At 64.2% G+C, this 16,624-nt stretch carries 15 protein-coding genes; 11 read left to right on the top strand and 4 right to left on the bottom strand.

What is annotated here, in order from left to right:
• Positions 1 to 346: 346 nt before the first annotated feature.
• Complete coding sequence (locus AC0L2F_RS08225; protein ID WP_473248058.1) at positions 347 to 1,060, bottom strand: DUF599 domain-containing protein; 714 nt, start codon at positions 1,058 to 1,060, stop codon at positions 347 to 349.
• Positions 1,061 to 1,184: 124 nt separating this feature from the next.
• Between AC0L2F_RS08225 and AC0L2F_RS08220 the strand changes: the two genes are divergently transcribed.
• From AC0L2F_RS08220 to AC0L2F_RS08205, 4 genes are all read left to right on the top strand, one after another.
• Entirely contained in the window at positions 1,185 to 1,847 is a 663-nt protein-coding gene (locus tag AC0L2F_RS08220) for a glutathione S-transferase family protein (RefSeq protein ID WP_473248057.1), read from the top strand.
• A 327-nt stretch (positions 1,848 to 2,174) separates the two neighbouring features.
• Complete coding sequence (locus tag AC0L2F_RS08215) at positions 2,175 to 2,378, top strand: hypothetical protein (RefSeq protein ID WP_007611353.1); 204 nt, start codon at positions 2,175 to 2,177, stop codon at positions 2,376 to 2,378.
• Positions 2,379 to 2,537: 159 nt separating this feature from the next.
• A complete protein-coding gene (locus tag AC0L2F_RS08210) occupies positions 2,538 to 3,503 on the top strand; it encodes a hypothetical protein (RefSeq protein ID WP_473248056.1) in 966 nt (321 codons plus the stop codon).
• 42 nt (positions 3,504 to 3,545) lie between these two features.
• On the top strand, positions 3,546 to 3,986 hold the full coding sequence (locus tag AC0L2F_RS08205) for a DUF1489 family protein (RefSeq protein WP_007603229.1): 441 nt from the start codon (positions 3,546 to 3,548) through the stop codon (positions 3,984 to 3,986).
• On the opposite strand, the gene panC is transcribed toward AC0L2F_RS08205, so the two are convergent.
• Complete coding sequence (gene panC, locus AC0L2F_RS08200) at positions 3,983 to 4,834, bottom strand: pantoate--beta-alanine ligase (protein WP_473248055.1); 852 nt, start codon at positions 4,832 to 4,834, stop codon at positions 3,983 to 3,985. The genes AC0L2F_RS08205 and panC overlap by 4 nt on opposite strands.
• Positions 4,835 to 5,114: 280 nt before the next feature.
• Between panC and AC0L2F_RS08195 the strand changes: the two genes are divergently transcribed.
• From AC0L2F_RS08195 to AC0L2F_RS08180, 4 genes are all read left to right on the top strand, one after another.
• Entirely contained in the window at positions 5,115 to 6,038 is a 924-nt protein-coding gene (locus tag AC0L2F_RS08195; protein ID WP_007611348.1) for a division plane positioning ATPase MipZ, read from the top strand.
• A gap of 344 nt (positions 6,039 to 6,382) precedes the next feature.
• Positions 6,383 to 7,243 (top strand): alpha/beta fold hydrolase, encoded by an 861-nt coding sequence (locus AC0L2F_RS08190; RefSeq protein WP_007611343.1) that lies wholly within the window; start codon positions 6,383 to 6,385, stop codon positions 7,241 to 7,243.
• Between the two features lie 122 nt (positions 7,244 to 7,365).
• A complete protein-coding gene (locus AC0L2F_RS08185; RefSeq protein ID WP_473248054.1) occupies positions 7,366 to 8,115 on the top strand; it encodes a vWA domain-containing protein in 750 nt (249 codons plus the stop codon).
• A gap of 67 nt (positions 8,116 to 8,182) precedes the next feature.
• On the top strand, positions 8,183 to 8,908 hold the full coding sequence (locus tag AC0L2F_RS08180) for a DnaJ domain-containing protein (protein ID WP_106944198.1): 726 nt from the start codon (positions 8,183 to 8,185) through the stop codon (positions 8,906 to 8,908).
• 225 nt (positions 8,909 to 9,133) lie between these two features.
• Here AC0L2F_RS08180 and AC0L2F_RS08175 read toward each other — a convergent pair whose 3' ends face one another.
• A complete protein-coding gene (locus AC0L2F_RS08175) occupies positions 9,134 to 10,975 on the bottom strand; it encodes a serine hydrolase (protein ID WP_473248053.1) in 1,842 nt (613 codons plus the stop codon).
• Between the two features lie 386 nt (positions 10,976 to 11,361).
• Between AC0L2F_RS08175 and AC0L2F_RS08170 the strand changes: the two genes are divergently transcribed.
• Positions 11,362 to 11,700 (top strand): phasin family protein, encoded by a 339-nt coding sequence (locus AC0L2F_RS08170; protein ID WP_007603238.1) that lies wholly within the window; start codon positions 11,362 to 11,364, stop codon positions 11,698 to 11,700.
• Between the two features lie 75 nt (positions 11,701 to 11,775).
• On the opposite strand, the gene AC0L2F_RS08165 is transcribed toward AC0L2F_RS08170, so the two are convergent.
• On the bottom strand, positions 11,776 to 13,077 hold the full coding sequence (locus tag AC0L2F_RS08165; RefSeq protein WP_473248052.1) for a vWA domain-containing protein: 1,302 nt from the start codon (positions 13,075 to 13,077) through the stop codon (positions 11,776 to 11,778).
• Between the two features lie 487 nt (positions 13,078 to 13,564).
• Between AC0L2F_RS08165 and clpS the strand changes: the two genes are divergently transcribed.
• Complete coding sequence (clpS, locus tag AC0L2F_RS08160) at positions 13,565 to 13,897, top strand: ATP-dependent Clp protease adapter ClpS (RefSeq protein WP_018455182.1); 333 nt, start codon at positions 13,565 to 13,567, stop codon at positions 13,895 to 13,897.
• A gap of 295 nt (positions 13,898 to 14,192) precedes the next feature.
• Positions 14,193 to 16,598 carry an ATP-dependent Clp protease ATP-binding subunit ClpA gene (clpA, locus tag AC0L2F_RS08155; protein WP_007611334.1) on the top strand — a complete coding sequence of 802 codons (2,406 nt, stop codon included), beginning with the start codon at positions 14,193 to 14,195 and terminating at the stop codon, positions 16,596 to 16,598.
• Positions 16,599 to 16,624 lie beyond the last annotated feature (26 nt).

The raw sequence follows: 16,624 nt of genomic DNA, 5'->3' as shown, positions 1-16,624 counted from the left end.
GTTTTCCTGCGTGTGCTTTTCGCGCAGCGGACCGCGGGTGCGAGGTCAGCACCCGGCCTTCCCTGCGCCCTCTTGGATTTGAGGGTGGAGCGACGAAGCAGAACTCGGGCGAAATGCGCCGCGAGGATGAGAAGCTGTGTCTGCAAGTCCAATCTGCATTGGAGGATGGCGATGAGGTGGCGGGTACGTAACACTCCGCTCTCGTGCCCCGGACGCAGCGCAGCGCCTCTTCGGCGGTGCGCTGCAGAGCCGGGGCCCATGTCGCTGCATAGGACCGTGTCGCCCCTGGGTCCCGGCTCTGCGCAGCAGCGCAAGAGCGCTGCAGCTTGTCCGGGACACGAGCGCGTCAACGGCCGCGCTTCATCTCCTCGCCATCCACCACCTCCGGCGCCATCGCCTCCCAAGCGCTCGAGGCGAATTGCCGCCGCCAGGTCACGATCACCACGGCGGCCGTGGTCACGAACAACACCCACGGGCTGACGAACCAGCCGAGATAGCCGAGTGCGAAGAAGAAGGCGCGCTGGCCGCGGTTGAAATGGCGGCCGGCGGATTCGAACAGGCGCGAGGTGCGGATCACATGAGCTTCGGCCTCCGGCGTGTCACGCTGCGAAGCCGCCGGCATGCCGCCGAACAGGATCGCGACATAGTTGAACAGGCGGTACGACCAGGCGAATTTGAAGAAGGCATAGACGCAGATCAGGACAAGGCCGACGCATTTCAACTCCCACATCGCCGGCGAGGTGCTGAGATCGATCGGCAGCTTGCTCAAGATCGTGATCGCGTCGTTGGTCGCGTGCAGCAACGCCAGCGCGCCGCCCAGCGCGATCAGGCTGGTGGAGGCGAAGAAGGCGGTGCCGTTCTGCAACGAGGCCATGATCTGCATATCGACCATGCGCGCGTCGCGGTCGAGCAGTCGGCGCACCCACACCTCGCGGTAGCGGTTCATGCGCGCCGACAGGCTGTCGCGGCCATAGGCCGAATGCTCCAGCGTCAGCGCATAGACCAGCCATTCGATCATGAAGAAGCCGACGGCTGTGATGTCGACCCAATGCCTGCTCATGTCTGTCTCCTGGCGAGGATCGCAACGCTTGCCACGCATGGCGAGGTGCAGCAACGATTGATTGGCGGCAGGCGATGGCGTTAAAAGCGGCTCGCTTCAAGGCGTATCGAGAAGGACTGATGACATGGCTGCGCTGAAACTCGCAATCGGCAACAAGAATTACTCGTCATGGTCGATGCGGCCCTGGCTCGCGCTCCGCGCCAACGATATCCCGTTCGTGGAGACCCTCATCCCGCTCTACACCGACAATCCCACGGACAAGGAGCAGATCATCTCGTTCAGCCGCGCCGGCAAGGTGCCGGTGCTGGTCGACGGCGACATCACAGTGTGGGATTCGCTCAGCATCATCGAATACATCGCCGAGCGCTATCCGGAAGTGAAGCTGTGGCCGGACGACGCCGCCGCCCGCGCCCATGCCCGTTCGGTGTGTGCCGAGATGCATTCCGGCTTCATGGCCCTTCGCAACGAATGCGGCATGAACCTGCACCGCCCGGTGCGCCCCGTGACGCTGTCGGCGGAGGCCGAGGCCAATATCGCGCGCGTGCAGGAGATCTGGCGCGAATGCCGGACCCGGTATGGCGCCAATGGACCGTTCCTGTTCGGGCGCTTCGGCGCGGCGGATGCGATGTATGCCCCGGTGGTGCACCGCTTCCGCACCTACGCGATCGAGGTCACGCCGGAGACCAAGGCCTACATGGACACGATGCTGGCGCTGCCGGCGTTCCAGGAATGGACCCGGGACGGGCTCGCCGAAACGCTTGTCATCGAAAAGTTCGAGAACGTGTAATCCGTGGTTGCGATCGGGCCTCGCTTGACGCCGAACAAGCCGGCGGTGCTCGATCGCCCGAGTGCTTGGCAGGAGGGACCTCACGCCCAGGATCCGCCCAGGGCGGCGGATCACGCCAGCCCCGACGGCCGTTTGCCCCATACCCCGGAAGAACGGGTTCCAGCGGTATCATCGGCCGGCGGCATCACTCTGAAATAACTGCAAAATTCGCACGTTTGCCGTGTCGCATACTGCTGGCCAAAAAAGCCCGCCGCATGCTATACAGCGGCCGGGTTTCCGGCCGGCCGACGCAGTGGGACCATGGGCGTGGCAGGCGTTGTTTGAGTGATGGAGAGGGTGTTGAAGCACAAATTCCCTATTGGCGCGCGCGTATTGTTCACCGCCAGCAATGTCGCACGCCCCGCTGCCAGCGGCTCGTATGAGGTCATCCGCCTCCTGCCGACCGATGGTGACGACTGTCAGTACCGGATCAAGAGCTCGACCGAAGCCTTCGAACGCGTCGCCAAGGAAAGCCAGCTCGCGCTGTCCTGAAGGCTGACGCTATCCGCGCATTGGCGCGTCACCGGGGAATTGTATTCTGCCGCCGTCAAAAGGCCCGCTTCACCTTCAAAAGGTGGGCCGGGGGCAGTTGCCGACTCTCGGTACTCGCTTTGACCATTCGCTCTCTGCTCGCGTGAGGGGACGTCGCGCATGAACTGGGCATGGGCCTCATCGCTCGACCAAATCTGGCGCTCGCCGGCCTTTCCGATGTGGATGATGCTGGCGGCTGCCGGCTTCTTCGGACTGATCCTCCTGGCCACGCTGCTACGCGCCGAGCGATCGGTCGCCAACGGCGCGCTGACCGTCGTTACGCTGCTCGCCATTGCCATCGCGCTCGCTGCTGTCGTGCGCGTCGATGGACCGGCGGGGCAGACCACGCCGACCGAGGCGCGCGCGCAGGCCGCGATGACCGCGAGCCTGCCGGCGTTGTCTTGTCTCGACGATCTCGCCGGCGATGCCGTGGCCATTGGCTGCGAGAAAGCGCTGTTCGGCGCGCCTGACGCGGCGGCTGCGGCCGTCTCCAACACCGCGGCCAGAATCGACCGGCTGACGGCGCTCGGCGATGCCGCGACCGCCGAGAAGAGCCTGACGCCCGATATCAAGGTGCTGCGCAAATCGCTGGAGCGTGATCGCTACGGCCTGGTCGCGCAGGTGCTGGTCGTGCGCGACGGCTGCACGCAGTTCGACTGTGCGGCCTTCCGCTCGCTGACCGACCAGCAGCAGGTCGCCGCCAACATGGATTCCCATCTGTACGACACGCTGGTCGCGCGCTACGCCCCGACCTGGAATGCGCCTGCAGCCGCGCAATCGTTGCCGGCCACGGCCGCGCTCGCCGGACTGCCGCCGTCGATGCCGACGGGCAAGCCGACCAATGCGGAATTCCCGAGTGCCTCGTCGACGCCGCCGGTTAGCATCATGAATCCGGAGCCATCGACCCGCCAAGCGGCGCCCACCGGGAACGCGGCGGCTCCGCGCCACCCGGCGGCGGCCTCGGCACAGGCCGCAGCTCCCGCCGCGAAGAAGCCGCCTGCGCCGAAGGCTGCGCGCGCGCCAGCGGCAGCACCGGTTCCGCTCGCGCCGCCGGCCGCGGCTCCCCCGGCTGCGGATAACGAGTAGATCGGCATTCCAAATGGGTGTCTGCCCGGCTAATGCTGGGGCATGCCACTACATCTGATCAAGCTCGCCGTCGGCTGCGAATCCGTCAAGGAATTGAAGGAGTGGACCGCCGAACGAATGCAGACCGCCAAGAAGAAGGGTCTGCCGCAACATCACATCCACATCACCCGCATGGTGCCCAAGCGCGACGCCGAGATCCTGTCCGGCGGGTCGCTCTATTGGGTGATCAAGGGCGAGGTCGCCGCGCGCGAAAAGATCATCGGCATCGAGCCGTTCCGCGACAAGGACGGCATCGGACGCTGCCGGATCGTGATGCAGCCGAAGGTGATCCCGGTGTCACCGCGGCCGATGCGCCCGTTCCAGGGCTGGCGCTACCTGGCCGACGATTCGGTGCCGCCCGATCTCGGCAAGTCCGCCGCCGGCTCGATCGCGGCGATGCCGGAGCCGATGCGGCGCGAGCTGCGCGATCTCGGGCTGCTCTAAACCGTGATATTGTCGATCAGCCGGGTCGTGCCGAGCTTGGCCGCGACCAGGACGCGCAACGGTCCGTCGTTGCGCGAGCTGACCTGTGCCAGGGTCGCTGCATGGCGCACTTCGAAATAGTCGAGCTCAAAGCCGGCCGCCGTGATCATTGCGGCACCGCGCGCCATTGCGGCCGCGACCGCTTCTCCGGCGCGGATGCGCCCGGCGCTCTCCTTCATGGCGCGGTACAGCGTGGTCGCGGTCTGCCGCTCCTGTGGCGACAAATAGACGTTGCGCGAGGACATCGCGAGCCCGTCGCGCTCGCGCACGGTGCGGGAGCCGATCACCTTGACGCCGAGGTCGAGGTCGCGGGCCATCTGCGCCACCACCCGCAACTGCTGAAAATCCTTCTCGCCGAAGATCGCGACATCCGGCCGGCACTGCGTAAACAGCTTGCCGACGACGGTGGCGACGCCGCCGAAGAAATGCGGGCGGAAGCGGTCCTCGAGGCCGGCCAGCGCCGGTCCCTCCGGCACGATGCGGGTGGCAAAGCCCTCCGGATACATGGCCTCGGCGCCGGGATGCCAGACGATATCGACGTCCTCGGCGGCGAGCCTGGCGAGATCGGCCTTCCAGGTTCGGGGATAGGCGCCAAAATCCTCGGTCGGAGCGAACTGGGTCGGGTTGACGAAGATCGACACCACGACGCGGCTCGCGCGCCGCTTGGCCAAGCGCACCAGCGACACATGGCCGTCATGGAGCGCTCCCATGGTCGGGACCAGCGCGATCGTGGCCTTTCGCTTGCGAAGATTGTCGACGGCGCGTCGCAAGGTGGGGACCGTGCGGGCAATCAAGGGGCTGCGTGACATCAGAACTCGACGGGTTGGGAATCGGCGGGCGCGTCCCGGTGCCCGGCAGGCTAACCTTAACAAGCGGCGACCATGGACGCCACGCATCCGGATGCGGCACAGCATTCCGCGCAATGCCGCACAGGCGGTCACGGCATTGTGGGCTGGATCACAGACGCAAAGCGGCGCGCGATTCATGGTGAAGGACGGCGCGCCGCGATTTGTATTGCCTGTCACGCATTTCACTTGACCGCAGACGCGGCCAACTTGAAGATATTCGTCAGGGGTGTTGAGGATCGCGATGCTTGTGCAAGCTAGCCAAGGCCAGTCCGGCTCGGCGCATGTTGTCGTGCTCGGCAACGAGAAGGGCGGCTCCGGCAAGTCGACGACCGCCCTGCACATCGCAGTCGCGCTTCTGAAAGCCGGCCAGCGCGTCGCCACCATCGACCTCGACTGCCGTCAGCAGAGCTTTACTCACTACATCAACAACCGTTCCGCCTGGGCGCGCCGCACCAAGCTCGACCTCGAACTGCCGCTGCATCGCTGCATCAAGCTCGGCGAAACCATGCAGGTTGCCGAGAACGAGAATTCGGAGTTCCTCCAGTTCATGGAGGCGGTCTCGGCGGTCGAGAGCAGTTTCGACTTCATTGTCATCGATACGCCCGGCACCGACAGCTACCTGATGCGGCTTGCGCACTCGATGGCCGACACGCTGGTGACCCCGATCAACGACAGCTTCCTCGATTTCGATGTGCTCGGCACCGTCGATCCCGCCAATTACGCGGTGACGGGCGAGAGCCACTACGCCGAGATGGTGCGGGATGTCAGGCGCAAGCGCCGCCAGCTCGACGGCGCGACCACCGACTGGATCGTCGTGCGCAACCGCCTCTCGATGCTCGGCTCCCGCAACAAGCAATTGGTTGCCGAGGGGTTGAAGGATTTGTCGCTGCGGCTCGGCTTCCGCTACGTCGACGGCTTCGCCGAGCGCGTCGTCTATCGCGAGTTCTTCCCGCGCGGCCTGACCGCGCTGGACGAGATCGACGAGGCCACCCTCGGCATGCGGCCCAATCTCGGCCATCTCACCGCACGGGAGGAGGTGACGAGCCTGCTCCGCCAGCTCAAGCTTCCGCTCGACGAGCGCGGACGTCGCCGCGCCGCCAACCGTGCCGAGTGGTTCAGCCAGGTCGACAAGCCGCTCGAGGTCCACGACATCCTCGGCGCCTGAGGCGGCGGTATATCGCTACTTCCAGTCGATCAAGCGGCCGGTCTCCCGTGGGAACCGAGCCCGCGCTCAACCGTTTTCACCCCGCGTTTACTGCAAAATTGAACCCGATCGAGACAGGTTGCGTCGGAAGGTGACGTGCACCCTGACGTAGCCGTATGAGAGCGAGATGCCCAAGAAACGTGTGCGCCGCACAATGAAAGGGCTGCCGGTTCACAATATTTGGCCTTCCTGTCACGCTGCTGTGACATATATTAGGGAATAGGCGACCAGGGGCCGAAGAGCCTCGGAAGAACACGATTTTCAACAGGGATTCAGGCCGCAAGAGCCTGAGGCTGAGGACGAAAATGAAGCGTGGAATTGCCGTTCTGGTTTCGGTCAGTGCCCTCTGCGGTGTCGCCTATTTCACGGTGAGCAAGTGGGCAATCAAGCACGAGACCATCACCTTCTACGATGCCTCGCGCGACAACCGTGCGGTGCCCGTCGATATCGCGATCCGTCGTGACAAGGAAATGCAGGCTAACGCCGGCATGATCACGTTGCCGGTCGCCGTGATCAACCACGGCAACACCGTCAAGAACACCGAGTACGGCTTCCTCGCCAACATTTTCGCCGCGCGTGGCTACCTCGTCATCAGCCCCCAGCATGATTTGCCGACCGATCCTCCGATGGTGACCAAGCCCGGCGAGATCTATGTCGGCCGGCTGCCGCAGATCCTGCGCGGCGTCGCCAACATCCATCTCGCCATGCAGGAGATGAAGAAGGTTCAGCCCAACGCCGACTACGACAGGGTGACGATGGTCGGCCACTCCATGGGCGGCGATATCACGATGTATTTCGCCAAGCAGTATCCGGATGAGGTCAAGAAGGTCGTCACGCTCGACAATCTTCGCGTGCCCTTCGTCACCGCCGGCAAGTTCAAGATCCTGTCGTTCCGCTCCACCGATCCGCAATTCAAGGCCGATGCGGGCGTGATCCCGACCGACGAGGAATGCGAGAAGGCCGGCATCCAGGTCGTGAAGACCGAATTCCAGCACAACGACATGCGCGACACCGGTCCGGACGCTGCCAAGAACTCGATCCAGGGCATGCTCGACAAGTTCCTGAGCGCGACCGATAGCGAAGTGGCGCCGGTCGACACGCAATCGTCCCCGCCCAAGATTCTCGAGCCCGGGCCGGTCGCTTTGATGGCGCCTGCCAAGAGCTGACGCCGTCCTCCTCGTCGATACCGATTGTCAAAGCCTCCGCCGGCTTCCGCCTGCGGGGGCTTTGCACATTGAACGGGCTGCAGGGGCTGACCACATTAGCCGCTCACGCAAGGGTCAAGGAAATGTCCGGCGAACCCATCAAACCGCGCGGCCGCGATGCCGTCTCGGCGCAACCAGGCGGCGCTGTGCCGCAGGCGGGGACCTCGACCTCGGAGGACATCGCCGCCTTCGTCGCCAACGCGCGGGCGCTGTCACCGCATGCGCCCGGTGCGAAAGGGCGGCTGATCTTCGCGCTGGATGCGACGATGAGCCGGCAGCCGACCTGGGACATGGCTTGCGCGCTTCAGGCCGACATGTTCCGTGAGACCGCCGCGCTCGGCAGTCTCGACGTCCGGCTCGTATACTATCGCGGCTTCAACGAGTGTCGCGCCACGGGATGGATCTCCGACAGCGCCAGGCTTGCGGCGCTGATGAGCAAGATCGATTGCCGTGGCGGCGACACCCAGATCGGCAAGGTGCTGAGCGAGGCGCGGCGCGAGGCCGTCGCATCCGGCGTGCGCGCCGTCGTCTTCGTCGGCGACGCCATGGAGGAGAACGTCGACGAGCTCTGCGCCAAGGCTGGCGAGCTCGGCATGCTCAAGGTGCCTGTGTTCGTATTTCAGGAAGGCCATGACGCGGTGGCCGAGCAGGCCTTTCGCGAGATCGCGCGCCTGACCGGCGGCGCCTGGTGCCGGTTCGATCCGGGCGCGGCGGCGCAGTTGCGCGAGCTGTTGCGCGCAGCCGCCGCCTACGCGGCGGGCGGACGCGAGGCGCTATTGCAATTGGCGAAGACCGCCAGTGGCGCGGCCAGGCTGATCGGCCAGATGAAGTAGCGCTGGCGCGCGGTCGGGGGCGCAAGGACACGATGCTTTTTGGCGGTAGGCCGACTATATTCCGGCCATGACCCTGATCGCCGGCGCTATCGCAATTATCACCCTTTATCTGCTGCTCCAGATGTTCCGTTCGGCCAATCCGGCCGTGCTGGCACGCGCGATCAGGTTCGGTGGCGGCGTGGTCGCGCTGGCTGTCGCAGCGTTCACGGGATTGAAGGGCGAACTGGTGGTGGCGATCCCGCTCGGGATATTCGGCGCCGGGCTCTTGGGCTGGACACCGATGGCAAACGCCGGCTTCGGCAATATCGGCGGGCTGTTCGGCGCCGGCGCGACGCGCCCGGCCGGTCAGGCCTCACGCGTGCGCTCGCAATTCCTGGATATGCGGCTCGATCACGATTCCGGCCAGCTCGGCGGCCGGATCGTCGCCGGGCCTCATGCCGGGCGCGATCTCGATGAGTTCGATCTCGCGGCCCTGCTGGCAATGGTCCCGGCGTTCGACGCCGAGAGCGTGGCCCTACTTGAAAGCTATCTGGACCGCCGGTTTCCCGCTTGGCGTCAGAACGCGCAGGGCGACGCGGCAGGGGGGCAGCGCCGCACGGTGGCGACCGGCAAAATGACGACGGAGGAGGCCTATCAGATCCTTGGCCTGCAGCCGGGGGCGGGGCGTGACGACATCAGCCGGGCTCACAAGTCCCTGATGAAGAAACTGCATCCCGACCAGGGGGGCTCGACGTATCTCGCTGCCCGTGTAAACGAGGCCAAGGATACTCTGCTTCGCACGCATAACGGCTAACTCCGGCACCACGCTACAAACGCTCGTCCCGTGTGAGCCCCGCTTGCTCTGTTTGCCGTCGCCCCGATGCCCGCCATTGTCGGCGTGGTCGAACCCTTGCGTAAAGTTTTAACCGTAAATCCTTGACGAGAGGTTGTCGTGGAACAGCCCCGTCGGTCACCGCATCGCGAAAATGAAAAATGCCCGCGCAAGGCGCGGGCATTTTCATTGGAGGGGTGCGAAAGATCAGTTGCGGACGGTCATACAGGAGATATCGGCGCGCTTCAGGGTTCGGCAGACGGCTTCGGCCTGGTCGCGGTCGAGCCCGGCGAAGCGAGCGCGGTAGAGCTTGCGATTGTCTTTCGCGACGACCGGCTCGGTGAACGGGTCGGCCTTGCTGAGCAGGCCGCGAGCCGAGCTGCGCGCAGCGTCGATGCGCTGCTGGGCTTCGTTCTCGCTCTCGAGCGCGCCGACCTGGACGATCCAGCCGCTGTGGGTGACGACCGGCTTCGTCGTGGCGCTCATCTGGATCGGCTGCAGCGTCGGGTCGGCTGACGCGAGCTTCGCAGCAGCCGGGGCGGGTGCGGCGGCCGGCAATACGCCGAGGATGCCGTTACCGGTGCCGAAGCCCGCCGGCTGCCGCGGCAGCTCGGTACGGGCGATCTCGGCCCTCGGAGCTTCCGGTTGGCTGGCGACCTCGGGCTTGTTGATAAGGTCTGCGCGGGCGACGACGGCACCGGAGGTTTCGGCGACGTCGGAGCGCGACGCGATCGTGCTCGTGACCTGCGGTGCAATCTGAGCCGGGGCGGCGGAGGCGATCTTCACCGCGCCGGCCTTGACCTGGACGGTCTTGACCCTGACCGGCTTCATCGGCTCGGACGAGCCGGGGATGATCGAGAGCGGCTGGCTCGAGATCACGCCATTCGTGAGCGGCGCAGGCTCGATCTTGGATTCTGTCGGCCGAACTTCAGGCCTGTTGGCTTCATATCTGGGCTGAGCCGGCGGCACCGCGGCAGTCGCAGCCGCAAGCGTCGAGAGGCGCGCGGCGAGACGCGACGGGGCTGCTTCGGGAGCAGGGGCAGCCGCAGCCTGGACCTGCGGAGCGGAGCGGGCCGGGATATCCGACGCATCGGCGACCTGGGCAGCCGCGTCGGTGCCGTTGCGTTCGGTGACCGCAGCGACGGTATGGGTGGTCGCGGCCTTATCGAGGTTCTCCGCGAGCAGGTTGCGCATGATGGCGTCGCGCGAGCCGCCGCTGCGGCCGCCCAGCACCACGCCGATCAGGTGGCGGTTGCCGCGGCGCATCGAGGTCACGAGATTGAAGCCGGAGGCGCGAGTATAGCCGGTCTTGATGCCGTCCACGCCCTCGACATTCCCGAGCAGATGATTGTGGTTCCGGATCGACTGTCCGCGCCAGTTGAACGTCGAGGTCGCGAAATAGCGATAGTAGCGCGGGAAGCGCTCCTGGATGGCGCGGCCGAGCGTGGCCTGGTCGCGCGCGGTCGTGACCTGCTCGTCGTTGGGAAGGCCGTTGGCGTTGCGGTAAACCGTCCTGGACATGCCGAGCGAACGCGCCTTGCGCGTCATCATCTGGGCGAAGTCGTCCTCGTCGCCGCCAATCGCTTCCGCGATCACAACGGCTGCGTCGTTGGCGGAACGGGTGACGAGACCCTTGATCGCGTCCTCGACGCGAATGGTCTGGCCGGCACGCAGGTTCAGCTTGGTCGGATCCTGATCGGCGGCGTGCTGCGACACCGGCATCTCGGTGTCGAGCTTCATCTTGCCGGATTCGAGGCGCTCGAACAGTAGATAGAGCGTCATGATCTTGGTCAGCGAGGCCGGATGGCGGATCCCGTCGGGGCTCGTGGCCTGAAGCACGGAGCCGGAATTGCCGTCGACGATGATCGACGCGAATTTCGGGCTGGAACTCTCGGACACATCGTGCTGCACGCGGTGGTGCGCGGTGTGACGCCGGTGGCGCCGCGCCTCGGCAGCGTCGGTGGTGAAGATGACTGCGCTAGTGACCGCAAGAAGCCCAAAAACGCCAACCCGCGCCAAGCGCGAAGAAGACAAGTTTTTACGAAGCATGAAACCCCGTCCCCGTTTCTGACTTGATCACCGGCTCGTGAGGCGAAATTGTGCCCAAGGGATCCGGGATCATTACCTGCTCAGGCTGTCCTCCGCAGGTGTTGGCCGCGGGGGACGTTGGGCCTAAGCCGCTGTTCTGGCTAAGGTGATGTTCTCCAACGGCTTTCGGCCGCTTCTGGAAGCTGAACACGTCCAGGGAATCAAAGTAGGGGGCCGCGGTTTCCAAAAGCTTAAGGAACCATTGCGGGAAACCCAGGGAATTTCTGCGATTTTGCATGTAATTTGTGCGACGCACAAAATTCTTGACTTTTTTGTGCGTTGCACTAATTGTGAGCAGAGTCAGGGAGCCGGGGCTTCCCGACGAGAGCTAGGGAAAAGGATTCCGAATGTTCAAGGTTGAAGACTTTCAAGGCTACGGGAAAGAGCACTTCGAGCAGTACGTCGCCTCCGCGACCTCGATGCAGCACGGCCTTCAGGCGATCGCCAGCGCCTATGGCGACTACACGAAGAAGTCGTTCGAAGACACCAAGTCCTTCGTCGAGAAGCTTTCCGGCGTGAAGTCGCTGGACAAGGCCGTCGAAGCGCAGACCGAATTCGCCCGTTCCGCCTACGAGTCCTTCGTCGCGGAATCGCAGAAGATCGCCGGCCTCTATAGCGACCTCGCCAAGCAGGCGTTCAAGCCGGTCGAGACCATCGTGTCGAAGTTCACTCCGGCCGCCAGCTAACGTTCCTTGACGTCCTGGAATCAAAAGCCCGGCTGCAGCAGCCGGGCTTTTTTTGTTTGTCATGGCGTGTCGATCTCAGCGCGTCACGCGCAGCTTGGACAGCGACGTGCCGATGTCCTTGAACACCGAGACGGTCTGATCTGCCTTCGTGACCAGATAGAACTTGTCGGTGCCGCTCGCGCAATATTGCAGCACGCTGGACGTCGGATCGCTGCCGGTGTTCACCTGCACCGTATAAATCGTGATGTTCGCCGCCTTGGCGTTGTCGCACAGCTTCTTCTGCCGCGCGTCGATTTGCCAGGCATTGCTGTACCAGCGGTTCTGCGTGTTGAGACCGTCGGAGAGCAGCACGATCGCGTCCTTGTAGGTGTAGTTGGTATCTTTGGCTGGCGCGTTCATGGGATCGCCGGTCGACAGCGTCATCCAGCCCCAGGCGAGGCCAATGCCCTGGTTGGTGTTGCCCGTGGGCTTCATGGCGTCGATCCGGCTCTTGAGTGAGCTCCAGTCGTAGCTCAGCGGCATGATTGGCTGCAGATAGGACGAATTGCCGGTGTCGCAGTAGGAGTACTGCTCGGCCGGGAACAGCGTTCCCGCGTTGCCGCTCGTGGGCGTCGTGTTCTTGGTGTCATAGTCCTGGTCGCGGTCGACCACGCATCCCGTCCACGTGTTGTGGTTGGCGGACCTGGTGCCGCGGGCCGCGTCCCAATCGCTGAAATCGACCCAGTACTTGCTGTAGTTGCTGGCGCCGACGTTGACGTCCTTGGCAAACGGAACGATCGAGATGTAGACGTCGCCATTGGTCTTGGCGAGTGGGCTGAGCTGGTCGACCAGGCTCTTCGCGGCGGTCTGCATCGCCGCCATCTTGCCGTCGTCAGCCATCGAGCCCGTGTTGTCGAGCACCAAGGCAACGCGCATGCGCACCAGGCCCCAGGCGCTGGTGGAATTGGCGCCGACGTCGAGCGTCGGGAAGCCTGCGACCTTCATGAAGGCGGTCGTGTAGGTGCCGGTGCCGGTGACCTCGATGGTGGAGCCCATGCTGGTGCTTGCGGTGTAAGTGGCCGCGATGCTGACCGACGGCAGGGAGTTGGTGGCGGTGAACAGGGCGTTGAAATAAGCCTGCGCCTTGGTGCTGATCTGCGATGTCGTGATGGTGCCGGACGACAGATCCTTGGAGACCATCAGCGAGGTCGAATCGAGGGCCGCTTGCATTGCGGAACGAGCCTGGGCCGCGCGGCTGTAATCGATTGCAGCTCCGACGAAGCCTAAAACCGGGAGCAGCGCGATGGCGAAGATCACGGCGATATTGCCTTGTTCGGCCGCTGCAAACCGGGAGAGGTGTCGACCAACAATACGGCTGACGAGGGGCAGGCGAGACATGACGATTCCCGGACATCTATGACTTTGCCCGTTTTCGCGCCACGCCATTGAACGCAGGGTAAATTGGTCCGTAGAAAACCGGAGATAACCCGCGCGGAGCCGCCGCAGCCGCGTTACCGGCCGGGTTCCTGGTCAACATCTTCTAAACCGGCGGGGCGGAAGCTTTTGTCAAATCAGTCCGGATTGATTAACCTTGGTGAGGATCGCCCGGACCGGGAATCGGGACCGCCATGGCCGCATCGGCCGAGCTGTCGCACGCTTGCGGCGAGCCGGGGGCAGGCCCATATTCGGTGAGGCCGATCCGGCTTGGACCGGACCGGCTGGAAGCGGCGATCCAACAAGGTGGTGCGCCTGTGCGAAGCTCCGAAGGCCGGGGCTGCGCGGCGAACCGTCATACGCTTCCGTGGGGAATTTGAACGCCTGAGCCATGCCGCAACTGTCTTCCAGACCAGATCCGTCCGCGGCCGCCGCCGCCCACGCTGCCCTGATGAGCAACGACGAGAACCGTTCCGGCGGTCCTTCCGCGCCAAATACGTCCGTCATCACCAAGGTCAAGCCGAAGACCAAACGGCCGAACCTGTACCGTGTGCTGATCCTGAACGACGACTACACGCCGATGGAGTTCGTCGTTCACGTGCTGGAGAAATTCTTCCAGAAGGACGCCGAGGCTGCAACCAAGATCATGCTGCACGTTCATCATCACGGAATCGGGGAGTGCGGCGTGTTCACCTACGAGATCGCCGAGACCAAGGTGACGCAGGTGATGGATTTCGCTCGCAAGCACCAGCATCCGCTGCAATGCGTGATGGAAAAGAAGTAAGACACGACACGTTACGGCGCGTTCGAAGCCGGTTCTTGTGCATGTCGCAGTGTGATTGCCGCGTGATGTCTGCGCGCGATCTTCGTTGCAGAGGGCAAAACTACGGAATTTCGGACGGGTGCCGATCGTGCCCAAACCGGAACGGGTTTTGCATCGAAAAATACCGCAGCTGTGCAGCCGCCTGAGTCGCGGAACCGGTCTTTCGCCGCGATCTTGTATAACTATATGTGACAAAGGTTGTTGTTGCCTGACCGGGCGATGGCGATCATGATGGTGGGGGCCATAGAGGACGCGAATGCCGACTTTTTCCCAAAGCCTTGAACAATCCCTGCATCGTGCACTGGCGATCGCAAACGAGCGTCATCACCAATACGCGACGCTCGAGCATCTTTTGCTCTCCCTGATCGACGACTCCGATGCAGCCGCCGTCATGCGCGCCTGTAGCGTCGACCTCGACAAGCTCCGTACGAGCCTCGTCAATTATCTTGAGACCGAATTCGAGAATCTGGTGACGGATGGCGCCGATGACGCCAAGCCGACCGCAGGCTTCCAGCGCGTGATCCAGCGCGCGGTGATCCACGTACAGTCGTCTGGTCGCGAAGAGGTGACCGGCGCCAACGTGCTGATCGCGATCTTTGCCGAGCGCGAGAGTCACGCCGCGTATTTCCTGCAGGAGCAGGACATGACGCGCTACGACGCCGTCAACTATATCAGCCACGGCATCGCCAAGCGGCCGGGCGTCTCCGAGGCGCGGCCGGTCCGCGGTGTCGACGAGGAGACGGAGACCAAGGGCAGCGAGGACGCCAAGAAGAAGGGCGAGGCGCTCGAGACCTATTGCGTCAACCTCAACAAGAAGGCGCGCGACGGCAAGATCGATCCGGTGATCGGGCGCAATTCCGAGATCAACCGCGCGATCCAGGTGCTGTGCCGCCGGCAGAAGAACAATCCGCTGTTCGTGGGCGAGGCCGGCGTCGGCAAGACCGCGATCGCGGAGGGCCTGGCCAAGCGCATCGTCGACAGCGAGGTGCCTGAGGTGCTGGCGGCTGCGACCGTGTTCTCGCTCGACATGGGCACGCTGCTCGCCGGTACGCGCTATCGCGGCGACTTCGAGGAACGCCTGAAGCAGGTGCTGAAGGAGCTCGAGGCGCATCCCAACGCCATCCTGTTCATCGATGAGATCCACACCGTGATCGGTGCGGGCGCCACGTCGGGCGGGGCGATGGATGCCTCGAACCTGCTCAAGCCCGCGCTCGCTTCCGGCACCATCCGCTGCATGGGCTCGACCACCTACAAGGAATACCGCCAGCACTTCGAGAAGGACCGCGCGCTGGTGCGGCGCTTCCAGAAGATCGACGTCAACGAGCCGACGGTCGAGGACGCGATCGCGATCCTCAAGGGCCTCAAGCCGTACTTCGAGGACTACCACCGGCTGAAATACACCAATGAGGCGATCGAGGCTGCGGTGCAGCTCTCTTCGCGCTACATCCACGACCGCAAGCTGCCGGACAAGGCGATCGACGTGATCGACGAATCCGGCGCGGCGCAGATGCTGGTCGCCGAGAACAAGCGCAAGAAGACCATCGGCATCAAGGAGATCGAGACCACGATTGCCTCGATGGCGCGGATCCCGCCGAAGAGCGTGTCGAAGGACGATGCCGAGGTGCTCAAGCATCTCGAGCAGACCCTGAAGCGCACTGTGTTCGGTCAGGACAAGGCGATCGAATCGCTCGCCGCTTCGATCAAGCTGGCGCGAGCCGGCCTGCGCGAGCCGGAGAAGCCGATCGGCTGCTATCTGTTCTCGGGTCCGACCGGCGTCGGCAAGACCGAGGTCGCGAAACAGCTCGCGGCATCGCTCGGTGTCGAGCTGTTGCGCTTCGACATGTCCGAATACATGGAGCGGCACACCGTGTCGCGCCTGATCGGCGCGCCTCCCGGCTATGTCGGCTTCGACCAGGGCGGCCTGCTCACCGACGGTGTCGACCAGCATCCGCATTGCGTGGTGCTGCTCGACGAGATCGAGAAGGCGCATCCCGATCTCTACAACGTCCTGCTGCAGATCATGGATCACGGCCGGCTCACCGACCACAACGGCAAGCAGGTCAACTTCCGCAACGTGATCCTGATCATGACCACGAATGCGGGCGCGTCCGATCTCGCCAAGCAGGCGTTCGGCTTCACGCGCTCGAAGCGGGAAGGCGACGACCACGAGGCGATCAACCGGCAGTTCGCGCCGGAATTCCGCAACCGTCTCGATGCCGTCGTGTCGTTCGGCCATCTCAGCGTCGAGGTGATCGGTACGGTCGTCGAGAAGTTCGTGCTTCAGCTCGAAGCGCAACTCGGCGATCGCGATGTCACCATCGAGCTGTCCGACCCCGCCAAGACCTGGCTGGTGAAGCATGGCTACGACGAGCAGATGGGCGCACGTCCCATGGCTCGCGTGATCCAGGAGCACATCAAGAAGCCGCTGGCCGACGAGGTGCTGTTCGGCAAGCTCAAGGGTGGCGGCCATGTCCGCGTCGTTCTGGTCAAGGACGAGGCCGACGAGACCAAGGACAAGATCGGCTTCGAGTTCGTCGAGGGTCCGGTCACGCCGAAGCAGGAGAAGCTCCCGGGTGCCCGCAAGCGCCCGCCGGGCAAGTCCAAGCCCGGTGGCCCCGGCGGCTCGAAGGGGCCGACCAAGAGCCCGCTGGTCAAGGTTTGATCTGCACGCGAAGAATTGAGAAGGCC

Source organism: Bradyrhizobium sp. Ken64, from assembly GCF_055807555.1.
The sequence above is the reverse complement of the archived record's forward strand: the minus strand, read 5'-3'. Positions and strand labels throughout refer to the sequence as shown.